This is a genomic window from Burkholderia sp. AW49-1 (assembly GCF_053427845.1).
In genome coordinates this window covers 12,384-37,581 of the sequence record NZ_JBSAXF010000011.1, presented here as the reverse complement: position 1 = coordinate 37,581, position 25,198 = coordinate 12,384, and the positions used below count along the sequence as shown (strand labels likewise).

The 25,198-nt window shown below is 68.6% G+C and carries 18 protein-coding genes; 8 read left to right on the top strand and 10 right to left on the bottom strand.

The annotated features are described in order from the left end of the window. The first annotated feature begins 521 nt into the window (after positions 1-521). The 4 genes from katG (at position 522) to ubiA (ending at position 4,694) form a co-directional block, all read left to right on the top strand. Positions 522-2,708, top strand: coding sequence for a catalase/peroxidase HPI (katG, locus tag ACV22W_RS18225; RefSeq protein WP_448020866.1), 2,187 nt, complete (start codon positions 522-524; stop codon positions 2,706-2,708). 99 nt (positions 2,709-2,807) lie between these two features. Further along, positions 2,808-2,963: a hypothetical protein gene (locus ACV22W_RS18220; protein WP_448020864.1), complete on the top strand. Its 156-nt coding sequence runs from the start codon at positions 2,808-2,810 to the stop codon at positions 2,961-2,963. Positions 2,964-3,053: 90 nt separating this feature from the next. Beyond that, positions 3,054-3,542, top strand: coding sequence for a non-specific DNA-binding protein DpsA (dpsA, locus tag ACV22W_RS18215; RefSeq protein WP_448020863.1), 489 nt, complete (start codon positions 3,054-3,056; stop codon positions 3,540-3,542). 279 nt (positions 3,543-3,821) lie between these two features. Beyond that, positions 3,822-4,694, top strand: a complete 873-nt coding sequence (gene ubiA, locus ACV22W_RS18210; protein ID WP_059535384.1) for a 4-hydroxybenzoate octaprenyltransferase — start codon at positions 3,822-3,824, stop codon at positions 4,692-4,694. 92 nt (positions 4,695-4,786) lie between these two features. On the opposite strand, the gene proC is transcribed toward ubiA, so the two are convergent. From proC to ACV22W_RS18180, 6 genes are all read right to left on the bottom strand, one after another. Continuing rightward, positions 4,787-5,599, bottom strand: a complete 813-nt coding sequence (proC, locus tag ACV22W_RS18205) for a pyrroline-5-carboxylate reductase (protein ID WP_448020861.1) — start codon at positions 5,597-5,599, stop codon at positions 4,787-4,789. 50 nt (positions 5,600-5,649) lie between these two features. After that, positions 5,650-6,348, bottom strand: coding sequence for a YggS family pyridoxal phosphate-dependent enzyme (locus tag ACV22W_RS18200; protein WP_448020859.1), 699 nt, complete (start codon positions 6,346-6,348; stop codon positions 5,650-5,652). A 117-nt stretch (positions 6,349-6,465) separates the two neighbouring features. Beyond that, positions 6,466-7,692: a glycolate oxidase subunit GlcF gene (gene glcF / locus ACV22W_RS18195; RefSeq protein WP_448020857.1), complete on the bottom strand. Its 1,227-nt coding sequence runs from the start codon at positions 7,690-7,692 to the stop codon at positions 6,466-6,468. Positions 7,693-7,699: 7 nt separating this feature from the next. Continuing rightward, positions 7,700-8,788, bottom strand: a complete 1,089-nt coding sequence (gene glcE, locus ACV22W_RS18190; protein WP_448020856.1) for a glycolate oxidase subunit GlcE — start codon at positions 8,786-8,788, stop codon at positions 7,700-7,702. 142 nt (positions 8,789-8,930) lie between these two features. Then, on the bottom strand, positions 8,931-10,424 hold the full coding sequence (locus tag ACV22W_RS18185; protein ID WP_448020854.1) for an FAD-linked oxidase C-terminal domain-containing protein: 1,494 nt from the start codon (positions 10,422-10,424) through the stop codon (positions 8,931-8,933). 38 nt (positions 10,425-10,462) lie between these two features. Further along, a complete protein-coding gene (locus ACV22W_RS18180; RefSeq protein ID WP_448020852.1) occupies positions 10,463-11,872 on the bottom strand; it encodes an FAD-binding oxidoreductase in 1,410 nt (469 codons plus the stop codon). 140 nt (positions 11,873-12,012) lie between these two features. On the opposite strand from ACV22W_RS18180, the gene ACV22W_RS18175 reads away from it, so the two are divergent. Both ACV22W_RS18175 and hmpA read left to right on the top strand, forming a co-directional pair. Next, the gene (locus tag ACV22W_RS18175) at positions 12,013-12,564 is read left to right on the top strand and encodes a cob(I)yrinic acid a,c-diamide adenosyltransferase (RefSeq protein ID WP_448020850.1); all 552 of its coding nucleotides are present in this window, start codon (positions 12,013-12,015) and stop codon (positions 12,562-12,564) included. 63 nt (positions 12,565-12,627) lie between these two features. Further along, a complete protein-coding gene (gene hmpA / locus ACV22W_RS18170; RefSeq protein ID WP_448021018.1) occupies positions 12,628-13,869 on the top strand; it encodes an NO-inducible flavohemoprotein in 1,242 nt (413 codons plus the stop codon). A gap of 114 nt (positions 13,870-13,983) precedes the next feature. On the opposite strand, the gene aroG is transcribed toward hmpA, so the two are convergent. Next, complete coding sequence (gene aroG / locus ACV22W_RS18165; protein WP_059465445.1) at positions 13,984-15,057, bottom strand: 3-deoxy-7-phosphoheptulonate synthase AroG; 1,074 nt, start codon at positions 15,055-15,057, stop codon at positions 13,984-13,986. Here aroG and ACV22W_RS18160 point away from each other — a divergent pair. After that, complete coding sequence (locus tag ACV22W_RS18160) at positions 15,056-15,346, top strand: hypothetical protein (protein WP_448020848.1); 291 nt, start codon at positions 15,056-15,058, stop codon at positions 15,344-15,346. The genes aroG and ACV22W_RS18160 overlap by 2 nt on opposite strands. Before the next feature lie 110 nt (positions 15,347-15,456). Here ACV22W_RS18160 and tldD read toward each other — a convergent pair whose 3' ends face one another. The 3 genes from tldD to ACV22W_RS18145 form a co-directional block, all read right to left on the bottom strand. Next, on the bottom strand, positions 15,457-16,923 hold the full coding sequence (gene tldD / locus ACV22W_RS18155) for a metalloprotease TldD (RefSeq protein ID WP_059451318.1): 1,467 nt from the start codon (positions 16,921-16,923) through the stop codon (positions 15,457-15,459). A 93-nt stretch (positions 16,924-17,016) separates the two neighbouring features. Continuing rightward, positions 17,017-17,844, bottom strand: coding sequence for a carbon-nitrogen hydrolase family protein (locus tag ACV22W_RS18150; protein WP_448020847.1), 828 nt, complete (start codon positions 17,842-17,844; stop codon positions 17,017-17,019). 51 nt (positions 17,845-17,895) lie between these two features. Continuing rightward, positions 17,896-22,095 (bottom strand): YhdP family protein, encoded by a 4,200-nt coding sequence (locus ACV22W_RS18145; RefSeq protein ID WP_448020846.1) that lies wholly within the window; start codon positions 22,093-22,095, stop codon positions 17,896-17,898. Positions 22,096-22,323: 228 nt separating this feature from the next. Here ACV22W_RS18145 and glnE point away from each other — a divergent pair, with 228 nt between their 5' ends. Then, a complete protein-coding gene (glnE, locus tag ACV22W_RS18140) occupies positions 22,324-25,125 on the top strand; it encodes a bifunctional [glutamate--ammonia ligase]-adenylyl-L-tyrosine phosphorylase/[glutamate--ammonia-ligase] adenylyltransferase (protein ID WP_448020845.1) in 2,802 nt (933 codons plus the stop codon). Positions 25,126-25,198 lie beyond the last annotated feature (73 nt).

The following is a 25,198-nucleotide window of genomic DNA, read 5'->3' as shown; positions in this document are numbered from 1 at the left end:
GCAGGCAAGTGGACGGGGTCTAGTGACCCCGTTTATTTTTGCCTATTGCATAGATTAAATTTATCAAATTCTAATCATCAATAGAAATACATAGAATCCTTTCCATGGATCGCACTCGATCGGCGGTCCGATTTGCACGCTGAATGCAGGTGTCAAAGGAGGATGTCATGATGCGGTCGGTATTGCAGCACGCGCAGCGGAACATCCCGTCGCGCGACGAGGTCGTAAATCGCGCGAGGGCCGCGGCCCGGAGCCTGCGCCCGATTGCGTTCGCGTATCTTGCGGACCGTGTGTATGGCGGATGAGTGCCACGGCATGCCGGTTCCGTGTTCCCCGACTCACTGCCGTTCAGCCATGAGGGAGCATTGCATGTCCGAAGTCCCGCAGCCCGCATCGAAGGCCACGCCGCCTGACACCCCGTAGCACGACAGGGCCCGCCTGTTCCGTTTCATCCCCCCGCAATGCTCCACGAACCGCGCCCGGCAAGTGGGGGCTTACGAGCAAGTAAAGGAGAAAAAAGCATGTCGACCGAATCGAAATGTCCGTTCAACCATACGGCGGCCGGCGGCACGTCGAACAAGGACTGGTGGCCGAACCAGCTCAATCTCAACATCCTGCATCGGCACTCGGCGCTGTCCGATCCGATGGACAAGGATTTCGACTACGCGGAAGCGTTCAAGAAGCTCGACCTCGCGGCGGTGAAGCGCGACCTGCAGGCGCTGATGACGACGTCGCAGGACTGGTGGCCGGCCGACTTCGGCCACTACGGCGGCCTGTTCATCCGGATGGCCTGGCACAGCGCCGGCACGTACCGGACCGCCGACGGCCGTGGCGGCGCGGGCGGCGGGCAACAGCGCTTCGCCCCGCTGAACAGTTGGCCGGACAACGGCAACCTGGACAAGGCGCGCCGGCTGCTGTGGCCGATCAAGCAGAAATACGGCCGCAACATCTCGTGGGCCGACCTGCTGATCCTGACCGGCAACGTCGCGCTCGAGTCGATGGGCTTCAAGACTTTCGGCTTCGCCGGCGGCCGCGTCGACACGTGGGAACCGGACGACGTCTACTGGGGTTCGGAAAAGATCTGGCTGGAACTGAGCGGCGGCCCGAACAGCCGTTACTCGGGCGACCGTGACCTCGAGAATCCGCTCGCGGCCGTGCAGATGGGTCTCATCTACGTGAACCCGGAAGGCCCGGACGGCAACCCCGACCCGCTCGCGGCGGCACGCGATATCCGCGAGACGTTCGCGCGGATGGCGATGAACGACGAAGAGACGGTCGCGCTGATCGCCGGCGGCCACACGTTCGGCAAGACGCACGGCGCGGGCCCCGCATCGAACGTCGGCCCGGAACCGGAAGCGGCCGGCATCGAGCAGCAGGGGCTCGGCTGGAAGAGCACGTACGCATCGGGCAAGGGCCGCGACGCGATCACGAGCGGCCTCGAAGTCACGTGGACGTCGACCCCGACGAAGTGGAGCAACGACTTCTTCAAGCACCTGTTCAGCTACGAATGGGAACTGACGAAGAGCCCGGCCGGCGCGCATCAGTGGGTCGCGAAGGGCGCCGACGCGGTGATTCCGGATGCGTTCGATCCGGCGAAGAAGCATCGCCCGACGATGCTGACGACCGACCTGTCGCTGCGTTTCGACCCGGCCTACGAGAAGATCTCGCGCCGCTTCTACGAGAACCCGGCCGAGTTCGCCGACGCATTCGCGCGCGCCTGGTTCAAGCTCACGCACCGCGACATGGGCCCGCGCGCCCGCTATCTCGGCCCGGAAGTGCCGGCCGAGCAACTGCTGTGGCAGGACCCGATCCCGGCTGTCGATCACGAGCTGATCGATGAGGCCGACGTCGCGGCGCTGAAGGCGAAGGTGCTGGCATCGGGCCTGTCGGTCGCGCAGCTCGTGTCGACCGCATGGGCGTCGGCCTCGACGTTCCGCGGTTCGGACAAGCGCGGCGGCGCGAACGGTGCGCGCATCCGCCTGGCGCCGCAGAAGGACTGGGAAGTGAACCAGCCGGCCGCGCTTGCGACGGTGCTCGAGACGCTGGAAGGCGTGCAAAAGGCGTTCAACGATGCGCAGACGGGCGGCAAGAAGGTGTCGCTCGCCGACCTGATCGTGCTGGCCGGTGCGGCCGGCGTCGAACAGGCCGCGAAGAACGCGGGTGTCGCGGTGACGGTGCCGTTCGCACCGGGCCGGATGGACGCGTCGCAGGAGCAGACCGATATCGAAGCGATGGCCGTGCTCGAGCCGGTTGCGGACGGTTTCCGCAACTACCTGAAGAGCGCGTACAAGACGCCGGCCGAGGCGCTGCTGGTCGACAAGGCCCAGTTGCTGACGTTGAGCGGGCCGGAGTTGACGGTGCTCGTCGGCGGCCTGCGGGTGCTCGGCGCGAACGTCGGTGACGCAAGGCACGGCGTGTTCACCGATCGTCCGGGCTCGCTGACCAACGACTTCTTCGTGAACCTGCTCGACATGGGCACGGAGTGGAAGCCGGTGTCGGCCGCGAACGACGTGTTCGAAGGGCGCGATCGTGCATCGGGCCAGGTCAAGTGGACGGGTACGCGTGTCGACCTGATCTTCGGTTCGCACTCGCAGTTGCGTGCGCTGGCCGAGGTGTACGGCAGCGCGGACGCGAACGAGAAGTTCGTGCGGGATTTCGTCGCGGCCTGGAACAAGGTGATGAACCTCGACCGCTTCGATCTCGCGTGAGTGTCGCGATGCGGTAACGCAGTTTCGCTGTAACGTGAAACGGCCGGTCGCACGACCGGCCGTTTTTTCTTCCGGGATCGTGTCGAAGGAGTGACGATCATGACGCAAATGATGCTGAACATGCGCACCGCGTTCACGCCGGCCGAGTGGGCGCGGCGTATCGTCGGTTTCGCGATCGTCGTCGGCGGTGCGGCCGAGCTGGTCGCGCAGGCGCTGCACGCGCTCGCGCCGCTCGTGTCGAGCGCCGGCGGCTGAGCGCGCGAATCGCTCGCCGCACGCGACGCGGCATGCGGATTGCTCGACGCATTTTTTCCGGTTCAACATTTCGAATGAGGAGTTCCGAAGATGACCAGGAAAGGCAACGCCACGCAGATCAACATCGGCATCAGCGACAAGGACCGCAGGAAGATCGCGGACGGCCTCTCGCGCCTGCTTGCCGATACGTTCTCGCTGTACCTGAAGACCCACAACTTCCACTGGAACGTCACGGGCCCGATGTTCAACACGCTGCACCTGATGTTCGAAGAGCAGTACAACGAACTGTGGCTCGCGGTCGACTCGGTCGCCGAGCGCATTCGCACGCTCGGCGTCGTCGCGCCGGGTACCTTCGCGGATTTCGCGAAGCTGTCGTCGGTGCCGGAAGCGAACGGCGTGCCGGCAGCCGAAGAGATGATCCGTCAGCTCGTGGAAGGGCACGAGACGGTCGTGCGCACAGCGCGCGAAATCTTCCCGATCGCCGATGCGGCGAGCGACGAGCCGACCGCCGACCTGCTGACGCAACGCCTGCAGACGCATGAAAAGACCGCGTGGATGCTGCGGTCGCTGCTCGCGTAGTTCGATGCGGCCGGTCGCCCGCCAGGCGGCCGGCATCGGCGGGCAGTCCGGCCGCAAACCGGGCCCGGGCTGCCTGCATCGATCGAATCCTGCCTCGGACGCCGGTGCCAGTTCGCAGCACATCTGCCCCTTGATTGGCGGGCGGGGCCGCCCCGACCGCTTGCAGCGGGCCCGAGCGGCCGATGCACGTGCCGCGGCACGCGGTCGCGGGCCATCCCGACATGACGCGAACCGCGCCTCGGCTCTAAAATGCCGGGATTATCTTCCCGGTGCTTCGCCATGCTTGCCCGCTTTCCCCTGTATCTGCGGCTCGTCCGGATGGACAAGCCGATCGGCAGCCTGCTGCTGCTCTGGCCGACGCTCAACGCACTGTGGATCGCATCGGACGGCCATCCGCGCTGGCCGCTGCTCGTGATCTTCGCGCTCGGCACGCTGCTGATGCGCTCGGCCGGCTGCGCGATGAACGACTATGCCGACCGTGATTTCGATCGTCACGTGAAGCGCACGGCCGACCGGCCGCTGACGTCGGGCAAGATCCGCGCATGGGAAGCCGTCGCGATCGCGGTGGTGCTGTCGTTCATCGCGTTCCTGCTCATCCTGCCGCTCAATACGCTGACGAAGGAGTTGTCGGTCGTCGCATTGTTCGTCGCCGGTTCGTATCCGTTCATGAAGCGATTTTTCGCGATTCCGCAGGCATATCTCGGCATCGCGTTCGGCTTCGGCATCCCGATGGCGTTCGCGGCCGTGCAGGACACGGTGCCGATGCTCGCGTGGGTGATGCTGATCGCGAACATCTTCTGGTCGGTCGCGTACGACACCGAATACGCGATGGTCGACCGCGACGACGACATCAAGATCGGGATTCGCACGTCCGCGCTGACGTTCGGCCGCTTCGACGTCGCGGCCGTGATGGCATGCTATGCGGTGACGCTCGGCATCTACGTATGGATCGGCGTGACGCTCGGCTTCGGCCTCGCGTACTGGGCCGGCTGGGCGGCGGCGGTCGGCTGCGCGCTGTATCACTACACGCTGATCAAGGGGCGCGAGCGGATGCCGTGCTTCGCGGCGTTCCGGCACAACAACTGGCTCGGTGGCGTGCTGTTCGCGGGAATCGCCGCGCATTACCTGCTGGCGGGTGCGGCCGGCAACTGACGCGACTGCGCGCCGATGCGCGATGCCAGCAAAAAAGCGGCCGAGGCCGCTTTTTTGTTGCCGGTGCCGTCAGCCCGGTGAAGTCGCTGCGCTTACGCGCGGCCGAGCTCGTCGCCCATCTCCTTCGCGCGTGCCTCGGCTGCGAGCGCGCCGCGCACGATCGCTTCCTTCACGCCCTGCGCGTCGAACGACGCGAGCGCGGCGGCCGTCGTGCCGCCCTTCGACGTCACGCGCTCGCGCAGCACGCTTGCCGGCTCGCCCGATTGCGCGGCGAGTTGCGCGGCGCCCGTGAACGTCGCGACCGCGAGCGCGCGGCCCTGTTCGTCGTTCATGCCGAGGCGGCGCGCGGCTTCCTGCAGCGCTTCGATGAAATAGAACACGTAGGCCGGGCCGCTGCCCGAGATCGCCGTGACGGCATCGAGCTGCGCTTCGTCGTCGAACCACACGATCTCGCCGACCGCGCCGAGCACGTTGGACGCGAGCTCGCGACCGGCCGCGTCGACGCCCGGCAGCGCGGCGAGACCCGTCACGCCCATGCCGACCAGCGCGGGCGTGTTCGGCATCGTGCGCACGACGCACGCGTAGTCGCCGAGCCAGCGGGCGAGGTCGGTGCCGCGGATGCCCGCCGCAATGCTGATCACGAGCTGCGATTTCAAATGCGGCGCGAGCGCTTGCCCGACGTCCTTCAGCACCTGCGGTTTCACCGCGAGCACGATCGCGTCGTAGTCCGCGAGCGTCGCGTCGATGGCAGCGCCGGTGCGGATGCCGAACTGCTGCGCCGTGCGCGCGCGGGCGTCCTCGTTGACGTCGATGGCATACAGGCCGTCAGCGGCGACGCCGCGCTTGATCAGGCCGCCGATGAGGGCCGCGGCCATGTTGCCGCCGCCGATGAATGCGATTTTCATGATGTCCGATTGAGCAGGTGAGTGAACGGAAAGGCGGAAAAGGGCAGCGCTCAGTGCGAATAGTCGCGCGCGCCGAAGATGGCGGTGCCGACGCGCACGATCGTCGCGCCTTCGAGCACCGCGGCTTCGAGATCGGCGGACATGCCCATCGACAACGTGTCGAGCGGCAGGCCCTCGGCGCGCAAGGCGTCGAACAGCGCGCGCAGTGCGCGATGCGGCACGCGTTGCGCGTCGGTATCGCCGGCCGGTTCGGGAATCGCCATCAGGCCGCGTAGCCGCAGCGCCGGCAGCGCTGCGACCGCGCGCGCGACTTCGGCCACGTCGGCCGGCGCGACGCCGCTCTTCGACGCCTCGCCGCTGATGTTCACCTGCACGCACACGTTGAGCGGCGGCAGGTGCGCGGGGCGCTGTTCGGCGAGGCGCTGCGCGATCTTCAGCCGGTCGACCGAATGGACCCAGTCGAACCGTTCGGCGACCGGGCGCGTCTTGTTCGACTGCAGCGGCCCGATGAAATGCCATTCGAGGTCCGCGCGTAGATCGGCGAGCGCGTCGATCTTGTCGATCGATTCCTGCACGTAGTTCTCGCCGAACGCGCGTTGTCCGGCCGCATGCGCGGCGCGCACGTCGTCGGCGGGAAACGTCTTCGACACGGCGAGCAGCGAGACGGTGGCGGGATCGCGGCCGGCCGCGCGGGCGGCGTCGGCGATGCGGCGGTGAACGGAATCGAGACGGGCGGCGAAGTCGGACATGACGGGCACGGAAGCAGGCACGGGGAAGCGATTACGGCGGCGAGTACGGTGACGAATGCGGCACGGCACGCGCCGCTTCGATTCGCCCATTATACGGACGCCGCCGCAGGTGCCGCGCTAGCCGTACAGCAGATGCTCGACGAGCTGAATCCAGTGCGTGACCGGAATCTGCGTGCCGCTTTGCAGGTGCGCGATGCAGCCGACGTTGCCGGACACGATCATCTGCGGCTCGAGTGCCTGCAGCTTCAGCAGCTTCTGCTTGCGCAGCCGGTACGACAGCGACGGCTGCGTCAGCGAATAGGTGCCGGCCGACCCGCAGCACAGATGGCTGTCGGCCGGCAGCCGCACGTCGATGCCGAGCGTCTCGAGCAGGCGCTCGACCTTGCCGCGCGACTGCTGGCCGTGCTGCAGCGTGCACGGCGGGTGATACGCGACGGTATGGATCGCGCGGCGCCGCGCGAGCGTCGAGAGCTCGGCCTCGAACGCGAGCAGCACGTCGGAGATGTCGCGCGTCAGCGCGACGATGCGCTGCGCTTTCTCCGCATACACCGGATCGTCGCGCAGCAGGTGCGCATATTCGAGCACCGTCGCGCCGCAGCCCGATGCGTTCATCACGATCGCCTCGACGCCTTGCTCGACGTATGGCCACCATGCGTCGATGTTGCGGCGCGCGTCGTCGAGCGCTTCGTCGTGATAGTTCAGGTGCAGGCGGATCGCGCCGCAGCAGCCCGCGTTGGGCGCAACGATCGTCTCGACGCCGAGCGCATCGAGCACGCGCGCAGTCGCGATGTTGATGTTCGGCAGCATCGACGGCTGCACGCAGCCGGCGAGCATCAGCATCTTGCGCGGATGCGTGCGCTGCGGCCATTCGAGCAGCCGCGTGCGCGGCGGCACCTTGTCGCGCAGCCGTTTCGGCAAGAGCGGCCGCACGTGCTGGCCGAGCCGCATGATCGGCGAGAACAGCGCCTCGTTCGGCACGAGGCTCGCGAGCACGCGGCGCACGAGCCGCTGCTGCACGGGGCGCTGCACTTGCGCCTCCACGTGCTTGCGGCCGATCTCGACGAGCCGGCCGTACTGGACACCCGACGGGCAGGTCGTCTCGCAGCTGCGGCAGGTGAGGCAGCGGTCGAGGTGCTGCTGCGTGCTGCGCGTGACGGGCGCGCCTTCGACCATCTGCTTGATCAGGTAGATGCGGCCGCGCGGGCCGTCGAGTTCGTCGCCGAGCAGCTGGTAGGTCGGGCACGTCGCGGTGCAGAAGCCGCAATGCACGCACTTGCGCAGGATCGCGTCGGCCTCGTCGCCGTCGGGCGTATTGCGGATGAAATCGGCGAGGTTCGTTTGCATCGAGCCCTCAGAGATCGGGGTAGAGCCGGCCGCGGTTGAAGATGCGCGCCGGATCGAACGCCGTCTTCAGCCCGCGGTGAATCTTCATCAGCGGCGCGGGCAGCGGCGTGAACACGCCCGCGCTGCGGTCGTAGGATTCGCCCGCGCGGAACAGCGTCGCATGGCCGCCGGCCTGCTTCGCGCTCATGCGCACCGTCTGCGCGTCGGCGTCGGTGATCCACCAGCGCTGCGCACCGCCCCATTCCATCAGCTGGGTGCCGGGCAGGTGCATCGGTTCGGTGATCGACGGCAGCGCGAGGCGCCACAGCGCATAGCCGGGCGGAATGCCGTTGAAGAACGGATCGGTGTGCTCGCGCAGGCCGGCCCAGAAGCGCTCGGCCTCGACCGCGTCGACGACTTCGCCGCCGAGCAGCGTCTTCGCCGATTTCACGGCGGCCTCGGCGCCCGACAGCCGCAGCACCAGCGTGCCGTTGCGCCACGCGCTCGCGCTGACCGGCAGCGGATGGCCGCCCCATTCGTTGAGCTTGCGCACCGCGTCGGTCGCGGTCATCTCGAACTTCAGCGTGACTTCGGCGACCGGCACCGGCAGCACCTTGATCGACAGGTCGAGCATCAGCCCGAGCGTGCCGAGCGAGCCGGCCATCAGCCGCGACACGTCGTAGCCGGCGACGTTCTTCACGACCTGCCCGCCGAAGCGCAGCACTTCGCCGCGCCCGTTCATCAGCGTGACGCCGAGCACGAAATCGCGCGGCGCGCCGCAGGTCGCGCGGCGCGGGCCCGCGAGGCCCGCCGCGATGCAGCCGCCGACGGTGGCCGCGCGGCCGAAATGCGGCGGCTCGAACGGCAGCATCTGGCCGCACTCGGCGAGGGCGGTTTCAAGCTGCGCGAGCGGCGTGCCCGCGCGGACCGTGACGACGAGCTCGGCCGGGTCGTACGACACGATGCCCTGAAACGAGCGCGTGTCGAGTATTTCGCCGTCCAGCGCCTGGCCGTACCAGTCCTTGGTGCCGCCGCCGCGAATCCGCAGCGGCCGGCCGTCGGCACTGGCGGCACGGATGCGCTCGGCCCATCCGGCGACGATGTCGTCCTCTTCCATGTTCTGTTGCTGCCTCGTTGTTGTCCGGTCGATTGTACCGGGGTGGCGCGAATCCACATCGCGACTATCCCTAAGCCCCGTATGACGAGGGCATGCAGCCGCCACGCGCGCGGCCGGCACGGGCCGCGCGACTGCGCGGCGCTCAGAAGCGCGGCAGGTCGGGGTGCGGCAGCAGCCCCCCGCGCACGTGCTGGCGGCCGTACTCGGCGCAACGCGCGCGGGTCGGGATGCCCTTGTCGGGATTGAGCAGCCCGGCCGGATCGAACGCGCGCTTGACCGCGAAGAACGCATCGCGCTCCTGCGGCGAGAACTGTACGCACATCGAATTGAGCTTTTCGATGCCGACGCCGTGCTCGCCCGTCACGCTGCCGCCGAATTCCACGCAGCATTCGAGGATTTCCGCACCGAACTGTTCGGCGCGATGCAGCTCGTCCGGATTGTTCGCGTTGTAGAGGATCAGCGGATGCATGTTGCCGTCGCCGGCGTGGAACACGTTGATGCAGCGCAGCCCGTAGCGCGTCTCGAGTTGCTCGATGCGCGCGAGCAAGGGGCCGATCGCGCGGCGCGGCACGGTGCCGTCCATGCAGTAATAGTCGGCGGAAATGCGCCCGGCGGCCGGAAACGCGTTCTTGCGGCCGGACCAGAAGCGTAGCCGCTCGCTTTCGTTGCGCGATACCTGGATCCGCGTCGCGCCATGCTCGCGCAGCACGGCCGTCATGCGGACGATTTCCTCCGCGACTTCCTCGGGCGTGCCGTCCGATTCGCACAGCAGGATCGCCTTCGCGTCGAGGTCGTAGCCCGCGTGCGTGAACGCCTCGACGGCCTGGGTGGCCGGCTTGTCCATCATCTCCAGCCCGGCCGGGATGATGCCCGACGCGATGATCGCGGCAACCGCCTCGCCGCCCTTCACGACATCGTCGAAGCTCGCCATCACGAGCTGCGCGGTCTGCGGTTTCGGGATCAGCTTCACCGTGATCTCGGTGACGATCGCGAACATCCCTTCGCTGCCGATCATCACCGCGAGCAGGTCGAGGCCCGGCGTGTCGAGGCCCAGCGAGCCGAATTCGACGATCTCGCCGTCGATCGTGACCGCGCGCACGCGCATCACGTTGTGCACCGTCAGCCCGTATTTCAGGCAGTGGACGCCGCCGGAATTCTCCGCCACGTTGCCGCCGATCGTGCAGGCGATCTGCGACGAAGGATCGGGCGCGTAGTACAGCCCGTACGGCGCGGCGGCTTCCGAAATCGCGAGGTTTCGCACGCCGGGCTGCACGGTGGCCGTGCGCGCGTACGGATCGACCTCGACGATGCGCGTGAAGCGCGCGAGCGACAGCACGACGCCGTTCGCGATCGGCAGCGCGCCGCCGGACAGGCTCGTGCCCGCGCCGCGCGGCACGATCGGCACTTCCATGCGGCGGCAGATCTGCACGATCCGCTGCACCTGCGATTCGGTTTCGGGCAGCGCGACCGCGAGCGGCAGCCGGCGGTACGCCGACAGGCCGTCGCATTCGTACGGCGCGGTGTCTTCGTCGCGGAACAGCAGGCAATGCGTCGGCAGCACGGCCATCAGCGCCTGCACGACTTCGCGCTGGCGCTGCGCGCGGGTCGCGCTCGACAGTTCGACGGAAGCGTTCATCGGGTCTCCTGCGGGCGGCGCGGCGGCGCGCCGCCGTGTCAGCACGTGAAGATCTTGCCGGGATTCATCAGGTTGCGCGGATCGAGCGCGAGCTTGATCGCGCGCATCGCGTCGATCGCGTTGTCGCCGTGTTCTTTCGGCAGGAAGCGCATCTTGTGCAGGCCGACGCCATGCTCGCCGGTGCAGGTGCCGCCGAGGCGCAGCGCGCGTTCGACGATCCGGTCGTTGATGCGTTCGGCTTCGTCGATTTCCTCGGGCTTGTCGGGATCGATCAGGATCGCGACGTGGAAATTGCCGTCGCCGACGTGGCCGACGATCGGGCAGGGCAGCGACGACGCGCGCAGGTCGACTTCGGTTTCCTCGACGCACGCGGCGAGTTGCGAGATCGGCACGCACACGTCGGTCGTCACCGCGCGGCAGCCGGGTTTCAGCTGCAGCATCGCGAAATATGCGTTGTGGCGCGCGGCCCAGAGCCGCGTGCGATCCTCGGGGCGGGTCGCCCATTCGAAGCCCTGGCCGTTGTTCTGGCCCGCGAGCGTCTGCACGAGCTCGGCCTGTTCCTTCACGCCGGCTTCCGTGCCGTGGAATTCGAAGAACAGCGTCGGCGCTTCGGCAAGCGTCAGGTTCGAGTGGCGGTTGATCGAGCGCACGGCGAGCGAGTCGACGAACTCGACGCGCGCGATCGGCACGCCGATCTGGATCGTCTCGATCACGGTGCGCACCGCGTCGCCCATCGACGGGAACGTGCAGATCGCGGCCGACACGGCTTCGGGCAGCGGATGCAGGCGCAGCGTGATCTCGGTGATCACGCCGAGCGTGCCTTCGGAGCCGACGAACAGGCGCGTGAGGTCGTAGCCGGCCGACGACTTGCGCGCGCGCGAGCCCGTTTTCACGACACGGCCGTCGGCGAGCACGGCGGTCAGGCCGAGCACGTTCTCGCGCATGGTTCCATAGCGCACCGCGTTGGTGCCCGATGCGCGGGTCGCGGTCATGCCGCCGATGCTGGCGTCGGCGCCCGGATCGATCGGGAAGAACAGGCCGGTGTCGCGCAGCGCTTCGTTGAGCGCCTTGCGCGTGATGCCCGGCTCGACCGTGACGGTCAGGTCTTCCGCGTTGATCGACAGCACGCGGTTCATTTCCGACAGGTCGAGCGAGACGCCGCCGCGCACGGCGAGCAGGTGGCCTTCGAGCGACGAGCCGGCGCCGTACGGGATCAGCGGCACGCCGTAGAGCGCGCACAGCGACACGACTTCGCGAACTTCATCGGCGTTGTGGGCGAATACGACGGCGTCGGGCAGTTGCGGATCGAACGGCGATTCGTCACGGCCGTGATGGGCGCGGACGGCGTCGGCGGTCGACACGCGCTCGCCGAAGGCGGCGCGCAGCGCATCGAGCATGGCGAGGGGCAGCGGGCGGCGCGCGGCGGCCGGCGGGGCAGGGTGATTCACGAATGTCTCCTGACGACTGCTTGTCAAACTTTCGGCCCATTCTACGCTGTAACGCCCGCTGCGCCCGCCGCCGCAGGCTGCGATAATCGCGTTCCTGGGCAACCGGGCCGCATGGCGGCCGCGCACGAGAGGACATTCGCATGGGCAACCGCTTGAGCAAGATCGCGACGCGCACGGGCGACGACGGCACCACGGGCCTCGGCGACGGACGGCGCATCGGCAAGGACGATGCGCGGATCGCCGCGATCGGCGACGTCGACGAGCTGAACTCGAACCTCGGCGTGCTGCTCGCCGAGCCGCTGCCGGACGACGTGCGCACTGCGCTCGTCACGATCCAGCACGACCTGTTCGATCTCGGCGGCGAGCTGTGCATTCCCGGCCACGCGGTGCTCGATGACACGCACCTCGCGCGCCTCGACCGGTGGCTGGCCGACTACAACGCGACGCTGCCGCCGCTGAAGGAATTCATCCTGCCGGCCGGCTCGCGCGCGGCGTCGCTCGCGCACGTTTGCCGGACGGTGTGCCGGCGCGCGGAGCGCTCGATCGTCGGGCTCGGGCGCACCGAGACGCTCAATGATGCGCCGCGGCGTTACGTGAACCGGCTGTCGGACCTGCTGTTCGTGCTGGCGCGCGTGCTGAACCGCGCGGATGGCGGCTCGGACGTGCTGTGGGAGCGCGGGCGCGTCCGCTGACGCGCAGCAGCGTTTTTGCGCGCTGCGACAATTTGCCCGAGGGGCGTCGATTCTTAAAGATGTATCGTATGTGCATGTTTAACGGAGAAAACGAACATGACCCACATCACCGCTGACCAGATGGCTCGTGTGAAGGCCACTGCCCCTGTCCTCGCCGTTCACGGCGCGACGATCACGAAGCACTTCTACCAGCGCATGTTCGCGCGCCATCCGGAACTGAAGAACCTGTTCAACCAGACGCACCAGAAGACCGGCAGCCAGCCGGAGACGCTCGCGAAGGCGGTCTATGCGTATGCGGCGAACATCGACAACCTCGGCGCGCTCGGCGGAGCGGTGTCGCACATCGCGCACAAGCACGCGAGCCTGAACATCCGTCCCGAGCATTACCCGATCGTCGGTGAGAACCTGCTCGCGTCGATCGTCGAAGTGCTCGGCGACGCGGTCGATGCCCAGACGCTCGAGGCATGGCGTGTCGCGTACGGCCAGCTCGCGCAGATCCTGATCGGCGCCGAGGCAGACCTCTACGCGGGCGCCGCGTGGAGCGGCTTCCGTCCGTTCAAGGTCGCCCGCAAGGTGCGTGAAAGCGACGAGATCACGTCGTTCTACCTGACGCCCGCCGACGGCGGCGAGGCGCCGACCTTCGCGCCGGGCCAGTACGTCACGGTAAAGCGTTTCGTCGGCGACCTCGGCGTCGACCAGCCGCGCCAGTACAGCCTGTCCGACGCGCCGCACGGCAAATGGCTGCGCATCTCGGTGAAGCGCGAGGCCGGCCAGCCGGAAGCGATTCCGGCCGGCAAGGTGTCGACGCTGATGCATGACGGCGTGGAGGAGGGCGCGGTCGTCGAAGTGACCGCGCCGATGGGCGAATTCTCGCTGAAGCGCGGCGTCGATACGCCGGTCGTGCTGATCTCCGGTGGCGTCGGCCTGACGCCGATGGTGTCGATGGCATCGACGCTGGTCGGCGAAGGCAGCACGCGCGAGGTGCGGTTCGTCCACGCATGCCGTTCGGGTGCGGTGCATGCGTTCCGCGACTGGCTGAACGATACGGTGCGCGAACACGCGAACGTGAAGCGCACGGTGCTGTACGAACTGGTCGGCCCGAACGACCGGGGCGGCATCGATCACGACCTCGAAGGGCGCCTGACGCCGGAACGCGTGAAGCAATACGCGCTGGTGCCGGATGCCGACTACTACGTCTGCGGCCCGATCGCGTTCATGAAGGCACAGCGCGACGCGCTGGTCGCGCTCGGCGTCGCGCCGGAGCGCATCAATACCGAGATCTTCGGCTCGGGCGCGCTCGAGTGAGATCCTGACGGCGGCGGCCCGCCAACGAAAGAAGCCCGGCGCGAGCCGGGCTTTTTTCGTGCGGAGCAGGCGGTAGGCCGCGGGCGGCACGCGCCGCCTCGGGCCTGCCGGCGATCAGTTGCCGCTGCCGCGCGCGACGCGCCGTGCCTTCACCGATTCCGCGAGACCTTCGAGCACCTTCACGCTGTCGTCCCACGCGATGCACGCGTCGGTGATGCTCTGGCCGTAGGTCAGCGGGCAGCCTTCCTTCAGGTCCTGGCGCCCCTCGACGAGGTGCGACTCGATCATCACGCCGACGATGCGCTCGTCGCCGGCCGCCACCTGGCGGCCGATGTCCGCGCACACGGGGATCTGGTTCTCGTGCTTCTTCGAGCTGTTCGCGTGGCTCGCGTCGATCATCAGGCGTGCGGCGAGGCCGGCCTTGCCGATGTCCGCGCACGCGGCGTTCACGCTGTCCGCGTCGTAGTTCGGCGTCTTGCCGCCGCGCAGGATCACGTGGCAGTCCTCGTTGCCGGCCGTCGACACGATCGCCGAGTGGCCGCCCTTGGTCACAGACAGGAAATGGTGCGGCTGCGATGCGGCCTTGATCGCGTCGACCGCGATCTTCACGTTGCCGTCGGTGCCGTTCTTGAAACCGACCGGGCACGACAGCCCCGACGCGAGCTCGCGGTGCACCTGCGACTCGGTCGTGCGCGCGCCGATCGCGCCCCACGAGATCAGGTCGGCGATGTACTGCGGGCTGATCATGTCGAGGTATTCGGTCGCGGCCGGCAGCCCCATCTCGTTGATCTGCAGCAGCAGTTCGCGCGCGGTGCGCAGCCCTTCATTGATCTTGAAGCTGTTGTCGAGGTGCGGATCGTTGATGAGCCCCTTCCAGCCGACCGTCGTGCGCGGCTTCTCGAAGTACACCCGCATCACGATTTCCAGCTCGCCCTTGAAGCGCTCGCGCTCCTTCACGAGCCGCCCCGCGTACTCGATCGCCGCCTTCGTATCGTGGATCGAACACGGCCCGATCACGACGATCAGCCGGTCGTCCATCCCGTGCAGGATGCGGTGCATCGACTGGCGCGAGTTGTAGATCAGCTCGGACGCGGCCTCGGAGCACGCGAATTCGCGGATCAGGTGGGCGGGCGGCGTCAGTTCCTTGAGCTCGCGAATGCGGACGTCGTCGGTGTTGTGCGGGGGCATGCTGTTTCTCCTCATTTTGCGGGCGCCGTTCGGTCAGTGCGCGTGCGGCAGATTCATCAATTCAAGCAATTCAGTGATTTCGGTCGGGGCCGCGGGATGCGCTGCGGCGGCGACCGGGTGGGCGAAGGGCGAAAAAAAACCGCCGGGTTCGCCGGCGGTTTTTTCGGGAATTTCGGTTGCGCTTTACGCGCCATCAACCCTCTCGATCCGCCAGCGGTCTGAGATGCCAAAAAAAGTAAAAATAAAACTTGGCGGACATGACGGAGATTCGGTTCGTCAAAAAAGTTGATTCGGAATTTATACCCGGTCGCCGGGCTGCTGGCAACCGGGGACGCTCGAAAATGCGGACAATCCGCGCGCTTTCGTCAAAATGCGCGGATTGTCTGCGCCGCGATGCGGTTATGCCGTACCGCCGACCGTCATCTTGTCGATCCGCAGGGTCGGCTGGCCGACGCCGACCGGCACGCTCTGGCCTTCCTTGCCGCACACGCCGACGCCCGAGTCGAGCGACATGTCGTTGCCGATCATGCTCACGTACTTCAGCGATTCCGGACCGCTGCCGATCAGCGTCGCGCCCTTCACCGGGTAGGTGATCTTGCCGTTCTCGATCATGTACGCCTCGGACGCCGAGAACACGAACTTGCCGTTCGTGATGTCGACCTGGCCCCCGCCGAAGTTCACCGCGTACAGGCCGTTCTTCACCGACGCGATGATTTCCTGCGGATCCTTGTCGCCGTTCAGCATGTACGTGTTGGTCATGCGCGGCATCGGCAGCGCCGCATACGACTCGCGCCGCGCGTTGCCGGTGACGGGCATCTTCATCAGGCGCGCGTTCAGCGTGTCCTGGATGTAGCCCTTCAGGATGCCGTCCTCGATCAGCGTCGTGCACTGCGTCGGGTTGCCTTCGTCGTCGATGTTCAGCGAGCCGCGGCGATTCGGCAGCGTGCCGTCGTCGACCACCGTCACGCCCTTCGCGGCGACCTGCTCGCCGATCCGGCCGGCGAACGCCGACGAACCCTTGCGGTTGAAGTCGCCCTCGAGGCCGTGGCCGATCGCCTCGTGCAGCAGCACGCCCGGCCAGCCCGGCCCGAGCACGACCGTCATCGCGCCGGCCGGGGCGGGGCGCGCGTCGAGGTTCACGAGCGCCGCGTGCACGGCGTCGTCGACGTAGCGCGACAGCACTTCGTCGGTGAAGTAGCCGTAGTCGAAGCGGCCACCGCCGCCGCCGGAGCCGATTTCGCGGCGGCCGTTCTGTTCGGCGATCACCGTGACCGACACGCGCACGAGCGGGCGGATGTCGGCGGCGAGCGCGCCGTCGCTGCGCGCGACCAGCACGACGTCGTATTCGCCGGCGAGCCCCGCCATCACCTGCGTGACGCGCGGGTCGCGACCGCGCGCCATCTGCTCGATGCGCTCGAGCAGCTTGACCTTGGCCGTCGCGTCGAGCGACGCGAGCGGATCGGACGGCAGGTACAGGTCGCGGCCCGAGATGCCCTTCAGCGACGTCGCCGCCTTGATCTTCTGGCGGCCGCCGCCGGCCGCCGCGATCGCCTTGGTGGCCGCTGCCGCCTGGGCGATGGCTTCCGGCGACAGATCGTCCGAGTAGGCGAACGCGGTGCGGTCGCCCGCGACCGCGCGCACGCCGACGCCCTGGTCGATGCTGAAGCTGCCCGACTTCACGATGCCTTCCTCGAGGCTCCACGCTTCGCTGCGGGTCGCCTGGAAGTACAGGTCCGCGTAGTCGACGCGATGCGTGAAGATGTCGGCGATCGTGCGCGTGAGCAGGCTCTCGTCGAGGCCGTACGGCGTGAGGAGGATGTCCTTCGCCAGCGCAAGATTGCGGATGCCGGGTTCGATGATGTTCATGCGGGTATCGAGGGTTCTCAAAAAGTTGTCGGGTGCGTGCTGGGCAGATGGGTTGGCCGGGCGGCGTTTCAAGCGCCAGGGCGGATCGGATGTTCAGGCCAGCACGCGATGCCGCCACGCGGGCAGGCTCTGGCGCACGTCGGCGATGCGCTGCGGATCGAGCGCGCCGGTCACGACGCTCGCACCTTCGTCGCGGACCGCGACGATTTCGCCCCACGGGTCGATCAGCATGCTGTGGCCCCAGGTGCGCCGGCCGTTCTCGTGCTTGCCGCCTTGCGCGGCCGCGAGCACGTAGCACTGGTTCTCGACGGCCCGCGCGCGCAGCAGCATTTCCCAGTGCGCGCGGCCCGTCGTATACGTAAACGCCGACGGCACGACGATCAGCGCGCAGTCGCCCATCCTGCGATACAGCTCCGGAAAGCGCAGATCGTAACAGACCGACAGGCCGACCCGCCCGAACGGCGCGTCGAACGCGACGACCGTGTCGCCCGCGCGGATCGTGCGCGCCTCGTCGAACGATTCGTCGCCTTTCTCGAAGTTGAACAGGTGGATCTTGTCGTAGCGGGCCGCTTCGTGGCCGGTCGGGTCGAACACGAGCGTCGTGTTCAGCACGCGATCGGGTTCGGGCGCCTTCAGCGGCAGCGTGCCGCCGATCACCCAGACGCCGTGACGGTGCGCCGCCTCCGAAAGGAAGCGCTGAATCGGACCGTCGCGGTAGGGTTCGGCGAGCGCGAGCTTGTCGGTGTCGCGATGGCCCATGAAGCAGAAATACTCGGGCAGCAGCACGAGCTGCGCGCCGTCGCCGGCCGCTTCCGCGATCAGGCGTCTGGCTTCGGCGAGATTGCGCGCGACCTCCGGCGTGCTCACCATCTGCAGCGCGGCGACCCGAAAGGGCGTGGCGGAACGGGTGTGATCGGTCATCGCTGGATCGGTTGCGTCATAAATGGGGTGCGGCCCGGCACCTTGCGCGCGTCAGTAGCTCGCCGCATCGGCCGGACCGTGATTCATCTTACCCTGATCGCCCCGCACCCGCTCGATGTGCGGATGCGCCCACGAACCGGTGATCGCGTAGTCGAGCGCGAACGCATGCGACAGCGTTTCCGACAGCGCGTAGTTCGCCGCCAGCACGCCGACGCCGAGCAGCGGATTGATGATCGCGGCCGCGATCGCCGCCGTGCCGGCGCCGATCTTCGGCGCGACGTGTGCGTGCAGGTCCTGCGTCTCGGTGCCGAGGTCGACCGCGCCGCGCACGGTCACGTTCGCCGGCGCAGCCTTCATCGAGAAGTCGTCGGTGCGTGCGATCCCGTTCGAGATCCGGCTGGTGCCCGTGATCTTGTCGAACGGCAGCCCCTTGCCGATCACGTCGCGGAAATTCAGCGTCAGGAAGCGCGCGAGACTCTGCAGGCTCAGCACGCCGAGCAGTTTCGCGGCGCCCGGATCGACCTTCAGGATCTGGCCGTGCTCAAGGTCGAGCGCGATCTGGCCGCCGAGCGACGGCAGATCGACCGCGGTCGGGCCGCCGCGCCAGCCGACCTTGCCGGTCACCGTGCCGTGGCCGTCCGCCAGCGTGCGCGGCAGGCCGACGAGGTCGAGCAGCGCGCCCGCGTTGCCGACGTCGAGCTTGAAGTCGAACACGCTGCGGCGCGGTGCATCGTTCTCGTCGACGCCGCGGGCCAGCGCGCGGCGCGACGTGCGCCAGTTGCCGGTCGCCGTCAGCTTCGCGGCCGGGTTCGCCAGCTCGAGCTTGTCGAGCTGCCACACCGGCGCGCCATCTTCCTCGATGTTGCGCGCATTGACGACGAGCCGGCCGATGTCGTGATCGCGTGCAACGACCTGGTCGACGATCAGGTCGACCGACGGCATCGGCCGGTCGGTCGGCGTCGGCAGGTTCATCGCGCGGCCGACGAGGTCGTGCTGCGCGCTCTGCGGAATCACGAGCTTCGCGAGCCGCGCGTTCAGCACGCCCGCGCCGTTGTGGCCGCCGCCCGGCGCCCACGACAGGTAGCCGGAGACCTGGTTCGACGCGATGTTCGCCTGCCACAGCTCGTCGATGTGCGACGCGCCGATGATCACGTTTTCCCAGTTGCGCTTGAGCAGCTTCAACGTGCCGAAGTGGAGCGCGAAACGCTTCGGCGTGAAGCTCGCGACGTCGATGCGCGGCGCGGCTTGCGGTTCCGGCGCGCGCGTCGCGTCGTGCTGCAGCGTGCGGGCCAGCGCGAGCCAGGCGTCGGCATCGAGTTCGTCGACGTCGACGGCGGCGCTCACGCCGTCCTGCGGCAGGTCGGGCATCCGGTGGATGCCCATCGCGCCGCGCACCGCGCGCAGCGGCTGGCCGGGCGTCGCGTCGAGCAGGTAGGTCGCGGCCACGGGGCCGAGCGTCAGGTCGGCATGCTCGAGGCGCTTGCCGCCCGCCTGGGCGGCCGGCTGCAGCGTGAAGCGGAACGGCATCGGCGTGCCGGCCGGTTTCGCGAACGGCGCAGGGAAGTTGAGCGCGACGCCCGTCAGGTCGGAGCGCGCGGTGACCTCCGGCAGACGGCCCGGCGCGCCGCGCACGGCGAGCTGGTACGGCGCGTCGCCGACCGCGTGCTCGAGCAGCGCCGCGGCCGTGCCGCGCAGGTTCAGGCCGCGCGCGGCGTCGAGCGCGAGCTTGCCGTCGACGTCCACCGCGTACGGGCCGTGCGACTGGAAGTTGCCGTTCGCGCGCACCGGGCCGCCGAGGAAGCGCCCCGACAGGTCGTGCAGCGACGCGCCAGTCTCGGAGAAGCGGACGCTGCCGCGCAGCGCGGACAGCGGCGGCACGCCGTCGGTCGACAGCGTGTTGCCGCCGAACGCGAGTGCGCCTTCGACGTGGGTATGCGGATGCGGAACGTGTTGCGGAATCGTGATCTTGAGCGCGAGCGCCGCGGGCCCCTGCGCATCGATCCGCCGGCCGATGTGCCCGCTCATCGCGCCGAGCGAGCTGTTGTCCGCGTAGTCGATCAGGTCCGCGAGCGGGCCTTGCGCATGGCCGTCGATGACGAGCGGCGACTTCGACGGGTTGCCGAGATCGTCGATCCGGCCGGCAACCTTCGTCAGCGCGACGCGTTTGTAGTGCGCGCGCGCGATGTCGAAACGCAGCTTGTTCTGCGCGAGCTCGAACACGCCGTCGATCCCGTCGAGTGCAGGCCAGACGCTCGGCGTGCCGTTCGCGAGCTTGCGCGGCGGGTACGGCGTCGGCTCGAAGCGCCCGCCGGTGAACGGCGCGACGATATGGAACACGCCGGCGTCCGGCTCGTGTTCGAACGGGAATTTCTCGAGCGGGCCGCGGGCGACGATCGACGCGCCCTTGGTCACCTGGCCGTCCTGCAGCGCATGGCCGAGATAGTCGCGCAGGTGCTCGGACATCCCGGTCGGCAGGTAGCGCGGAATGCGCGCCACCGACGCGCGCGCGAAATCCGCGCGCAGGTCGAGCGAGCCGCGGCCGTGGCCGGGGTTCGTATACGAGCCCGACACCGCGATTTCCGCATCCGGGTTCGCGACGAACAGGTCCGGCAACGTCACGTCGACGCGCGCGTGCTTCTCGCCCGGCGCCGGCGTGATCACCCATTTCGCGTTGCCGCGCAGCCGGTCGAAGGTGAGGCGCGGCTCATCGAATTCGCCCGGCACCGTGACCGCCGCGTTGACGGTATCGAAGTGCGCGGCGCCGCCCGTCTCGTTCGCGTCGACGCGGCCCCACAGGTTCTCGACGCCCGGCCAGCCGGCGCGCGGATGGCCGCGCGGCGAGAGGCCGGGAGGCGGCTCCTGCGCGGCGAAGCTGATGCCCTGCAGGTCGCCGAGGAAGCGGTAGCGGACGATCGGTGCGGCGCCGGTGCGGCGCTCTTCGTCGGCGAGCTCGGCCCGCGCCGGCTTCGCGCGTTCGACCTCGATGTGATAGTTCGACACCATCCCGCGCGGGTCGAGCTTGATCAGTTCGTTGCGCAGCCGCGCCGGCAGCGGCAGCCCGCGGATGAACTCGCTGAGGATGCCGAGATCGACGCGGTCGCCGACGACGCTCAGCAACTGCCCCTGGTCGGCGGCCGGCACGCGGTAGCGGGCGGTCAGCGTCGACAGCGCGAGCGAGCGGGCGAGCGGCGTGCCGTCCGGCAGCGGCGGCTGGCCGAGCTCCGCGTTGAAGCGCGTCAGGTGCAGCGTGTAGTCGCGGCCGGTGTCGAGCGCCATGTCCCAGCCGAAGCCGACCGTCGGCACGTCGAGGCGCGGCTGGGTCGGCCGCACGCGTAACACGACGTCGGCGCCCTGCAGGTCGCCGCCGGCGGAGCGCAGGTGGCCGTTCTCGAAGGCCGCCCAGATCGCGTTGTCGATCCGGCCCGCGTGGATCGTGAGCGGGATGTCGAGATAGCGGCCGAGCGTCTGCAAGTCGACGGGGCCGGTCGACAGATACGCGTCGCCGGTCCAGTTCGTCGGCTTGCCGATCGGTGCGAGCGGCTTGTGCCGGAAGCGCGCGCGGAAATCGAGCGGCCCGAGCAGCAGGGTGCCGTTCGCGGGCGCCTGCAGCGCGGCCTTGTGCTCGCGGCCGTGGTTGAGCACCGCGAGGCGGATGCCGGACAGCGCGAGCTCCGGTGCGTCGTGCTGCGCGTCGCGCCAGCGCAGCGTGCCGTTGCGCAGCACGATCGCTTCCTGCTTCAGCAGCCAGGTGCTGAACGTGTCGTTGCCGCCATGGGTGGTCGCGACGCCGACGCCCGCGATGCTCAGCGAGCCGTCGGCCGCGCGCGCGACGACGAGGTCCGGATGGTCGACGATCAGGCTCGACAGCGCGGGCGACAGCCGCAGCAGCGACATCCACGACAGCGCGGCCGTCGCGTGCGGGACCGACAACGCGATCTGGCCGTCACGGCCGCGAATGGTGAGGTTGGCGACTTCGACGCCCGGCTGCATGCCGGACCAGTGGGGGGACAGTTTGCCGATCGAAAGCTGCGCGTGGAGCTTGTCGGACACCGCGCGCTCGATGCGCGGGCGAAATTCGTCGATGCGCGGCAATACCACGTAGCGCAGCCCGAGGAACGCGCCGGCCGCGACGAAGTACGTGCCGATCCCGACCGCCAGCGTCACCCTGAACACGCGACGCAGGACTGGATGATCGTGCTTCGGAGGTCCCGCTTCGGGCTCAGCTAAGGCGGATTCCTGACGGTCGGACATGCGGCGGAAGGGCGGCGATATGGTAGTTTTGCAGACTGACGTTGAAATGTATCACAGGGGTTCGTGCCGGCGGCCGTTGCGGCAGCGTGGCACGGGCTTTCCGGCGCGCGGTTTTCGCGGCGGCGCATCCGCGTCGCGACACTGCGCCGAGTCCACGGGGCCTGTCGGCGGCGGGGCGCGCAAGCGTTCTCCCGCGGCGGCGGGCCTTACCGCCAGGCCCGCTTTTCGATGACCGACGCTTCCGCCCTGATCAGCCCGTCCTACTCCCGCTATATCGCCCGCGCGGTGGCCGCGCGTCCCGCGCTGTCCGACCAGATCGCCGCGTGGGCCGCCGCGCCGCTCGCTCGCGCGCAGCTCGACGCGCGCCTGACCGAACTGCTCGCATCGCCGGCCGGCGCGGCCGCGCCGGGCGACGAGCAACTGAAGCGCGCGCTGCGGCAGTTGCGTGTCGAGGTGTTCGGCGCGGTCGCGGAGCGCGACCTGCGCGGCGTCGCGGACGTCGCCGAGGTGACGTCCGCGATGACCGATCTCGCCGAGGTGGCCGTGCAGCGCTCGCTCGCGCTGCTGTCGGTCGAACTCGAGGCGATGTACGGCGAGCCGCGCGGCGCCGACGGCCAGCGCGTCGTGCTGGGCGTGGTCGGGATGGGCAAGCTCGGCGGCCGCGAGCTGAACGTGTCGTCCGACATCGACCTGATCTTCGTCTACGAGGACGACGGCGAGACGGCCGGCGGCACGCGCTCGCCGCTGTCCACCCAGGAATATTTCACGCGGCTCGGCCGGCGCCTGATCGGCGTGCTGTCCGAAGTCACGGCCGACGGCTACGTGTTTCGCGTCGACATGCGGCTGCGCCCGAACGGCGATTCGGGGCCGCTCGTGTGCAGCCTCGGGATGCTCGAGGAATATTTCTACGTGCAGGGGCGCGAATGGGAGCGCTACGCGTGGATCAAGGGGCGGCTCGTGTCGGAAGGCGACAGCGACGCGGCGCGGCGGCTCGAGTCGCAGCTCGAATCGATCGTCAAGCCGTTCGTGTACCGCCGCTATCTCGACTTCGGCGTGATCGGCGCGATCCGTTCGCTGCACCAGCAGATTCGCCAGGAAGCCGCGCGCCGCGCGTCGATGCGGCCCGACAAGGCCGACGACATCAAGCTCGGGCGCGGCGGGATCCGCGAGATCGAATTCAGCGCGCAGGTGTTCCAGCTGATCCGCGGCGGCCAGGATGCGGAATTCCGCGTGCGGCCGACGCTCGCGGTGCTGCGCCATGCGCAGGCGCGCGGGCTGATCGGCGAGGACGTGCGCGAGCGCCTGACCGAAGCCTACAACTTCCTGCGCACGCTCGAGCATCGGCTGCAGTACCGTGACGACGCTCAGACGCACGCGATGCCTGTCGATCCAGGCGAGCGCGCGGTGCTGGCCGCGTCGCTCGGCTTTGCCGATTACGCGGCGCTGATGACGGTGCTCGACGGCCACCGCACCTTCGTCGAGGCGCAGTTCGACCAGATCTTTGCCGACAAGGCGAACGGAGGCCCCTGCGCGGCGGGCGAGGACACCACCGTGTCGTGGATCTGGAGCGGGGCGCTCGCCGACGACGGCGAAGACGACGCGCTGCGCGCGCGCCTCGACGGCCTCGGCTTCAGCGATCCGGCGACCGTGCTCGCGCGGCTGCGCGCGATCTGGCAGTCGTCGCGCTACGCGGGCCTGCCGGAAAAGAGCCGGCAACGCTTCGACAGCGTCGCGCAACGCGCGCTCGAGGCCGCGCCGCGGATCGACGCCGCGCGCCGCGACGACACCATCGTGCGGCTGTTCGACCTGCTCGAGACGGTCAGCCGGCGCGGCGTCTATCTCGCGCTGCTGACCGAGTATCCGGCCGCGCTCGATCGCGTGCTGTCGGTGCTCGGCGCGACGCGCTGGGGCGGCGGCTACCTGATCCGCCACCCACAACTGCTCGACGAACTGCTCGACGACGAAGCGATCGCGAGCCCGTTCGACTGGCCCGCGTTCAAGGACGCATTGCGTGCGCGCCTGGCAGCCGCCGACGGCCCCGAGCAGCAGATGGACCTGCTGCGGCATGCGCAGCACGCGGAGGTGTTCCGCATCCTGCTGATCGATCTGGCGGGCCAGCTGTCGGTCGAGCACGTGAGCGATCGTCTGTCGGAACTCGCCGACGCGGTGCTCGACGTGACGATCGAGGTGGTCTGGTCGCAACTCGCGAAGCGCCACCGCGACGTGCCGAAGTTCGCGGTGATCGCGTACGGCAAGCTCGGCGGCAAGGAGCTCGGCTACGCATCGGATCTCGACCTGATCTTCCTGTACGACGACCCCGACGAGCGCTCGGCGGACGTCTACACGACGTTTACGCGCCGGCTGATCACGTGGCTCACGACCGCGACCGGCGCGGGCGCGCTGTTCGACATCGACCTGCGGCTGCGGCCGAACGGCGAGGCCGGACTGCTCGTGACCGATCTCGACGCGTTCCGCCGCTACCAGTTGCGCGAGGGCGACGCCGCGAACACCGCGTGGGTGTGGGAGCATCAGGCGCTGACGCGTGCCCGCTATAGCGCGGGCGACGCGCAGATCGGCGCGGACTTCGAGACGATCCGCCGGCAGGTGCTGACGACGCCGCGTGACGGGGCGGTGCTCGCGAAGGAGATCGTCGACATGCGCGGCAAGGTGTTCGCCGGCCACCCGAACCAGACCGAGCTGTTCGACCTGAAGCACGATCGCGGCGGGATGGTCGATATCGAGTTCATCGTCCAGTACTGGGTGCTGCTGCATGCGTCGAGCGATGCCGAGCTGATCCGCAACACCGGCAATATCGCACTGCTGCGCGAAGTCGCCCGGTTCGGGCTGATGGGCGAGGACGAAGCCGAACGTGTCGGCGCCGCGTACCGCAAGTACCGGAAGCTGCAGCACAAGCTGCGGCTCGACGGGATGGAAAAGGCGCGGGTTGATCCGGCGCTGGTGGCCGACGAGCGGGCGGCCGTGACGGCGTTGTGGGAGCGGGTGTTCGGCGCGGTCGAAACGGGTGTTTGAGTCGGGCGTTCGAATCGAGCGTTCGAATCACCGGGCAGGGCGGGCGTGATCGGGCCGCCGCTGCTGCCGATGA

Coding starts and splice junctions, on each gene's coding strand:
- proC (WP_448020861.1), bottom strand. CDS start 5,599: ATGAAAATCGCATTCATCGGCGGCGGCAACATGGCCGCGGCCCTCATC.
- ubiA (WP_059535384.1), top strand. CDS start 3,822: ATGCTTGCCCGCTTTCCCCTGTATCTGCGGCTCGTCCGGATGGACAAG.
- ACV22W_RS18185 (WP_448020854.1), bottom strand. CDS start 10,424: ATGAACGCTTCCGTCGAACTGTCGAGCGCGACCCGCGCGCAGCGCCAG.
- ACV22W_RS18220 (WP_448020864.1), top strand. CDS start 2,808: ATGACGCAAATGATGCTGAACATGCGCACCGCGTTCACGCCGGCCGAG.
- glcF (WP_448020857.1), bottom strand. CDS start 7,692: ATGCAAACGAACCTCGCCGATTTCATCCGCAATACGCCCGACGGCGAC.
- ACV22W_RS18145 (WP_448020846.1), bottom strand. CDS start 22,095: ATGTCCGACCGTCAGGAATCCGCCTTAGCTGAGCCCGAAGCGGGACCT.
- ACV22W_RS18200 (WP_448020859.1), bottom strand. CDS start 6,348: ATGTCCGACTTCGCCGCCCGTCTCGATTCCGTTCACCGCCGCATCGCC.
- katG (WP_448020866.1), top strand. CDS start 522: ATGTCGACCGAATCGAAATGTCCGTTCAACCATACGGCGGCCGGCGGC.
- aroG (WP_059465445.1), bottom strand. CDS start 15,057: ATGCCCCCGCACAACACCGACGACGTCCGCATTCGCGAGCTCAAGGAA.
- dpsA (WP_448020863.1), top strand. CDS start 3,054: ATGACCAGGAAAGGCAACGCCACGCAGATCAACATCGGCATCAGCGAC.
- ACV22W_RS18160 (WP_448020848.1), top strand. CDS start 15,056: ATGCTGTTTCTCCTCATTTTGCGGGCGCCGTTCGGTCAGTGCGCGTGC.
- tldD (WP_059451318.1), bottom strand. CDS start 16,923: ATGAACATCATCGAACCCGGCATCCGCAATCTTGCGCTGGCGAAGGAC.
- glnE (WP_448020845.1), top strand. CDS start 22,324: ATGACCGACGCTTCCGCCCTGATCAGCCCGTCCTACTCCCGCTATATC.
- ACV22W_RS18175 (WP_448020850.1), top strand. CDS start 12,013: ATGGGCAACCGCTTGAGCAAGATCGCGACGCGCACGGGCGACGACGGC.
- ACV22W_RS18150 (WP_448020847.1), bottom strand. CDS start 17,844: ATGACCGATCACACCCGTTCCGCCACGCCCTTTCGGGTCGCCGCGCTG.
- glcE (WP_448020856.1), bottom strand. CDS start 8,788: ATGGAAGAGGACGACATCGTCGCCGGATGGGCCGAGCGCATCCGTGCC.